At 41.9% G+C, this 384-nt stretch carries 1 protein-coding gene; it reads left to right on the forward strand.

Going from position 1 to position 384, the window contains the following annotated elements; genetic code table 11:
* A partial coding sequence (locus tag E4T92_RS11010; RefSeq protein ID WP_280740694.1) for a citrate/2-methylcitrate synthase occupies positions 1 to 384 on the forward strand: 384 nt, incomplete at both ends.

Here is a 384-nt window from a genome sequence, read left to right on the forward strand (position 1 = left end):
CTCGAGGCTTGTGGGGAATTACGTTATCGCGGAATCGATATCAATGAACTGGTTGCAGGATTCGTTGAAGAAAATCGGTTTGGTTTTGAAGAGATTGCATATTTATTACTTTTTGGCGAGCTGCCAAAGTTATCTGAATTGCAGGGATTTCGTCAGTTATTGGCGGATAAACGTACGCTTCCAACCAATTTTGTTCGTGACGTGATCATGAAAGCACCTTCTGCGGATATCATGAATAGTTTATCTCGCAGTATTTTGACATTAGCCAGTTATGATCCGCAAGCCGATGATGTCAGTATTGAGAATGTATTAGAGCAAAGTTTGATGCTGATCAGTGTCTTTCCACTGCTGGCGATCTACGCTTACCACGCCTATAATCACTAC

Source organism: Pasteurella sp. WM03 (genome assembly GCF_004570945.1).
Taxonomy (GTDB): Bacteria; Pseudomonadota; Gammaproteobacteria; order Enterobacterales; family Pasteurellaceae; genus Rodentibacter.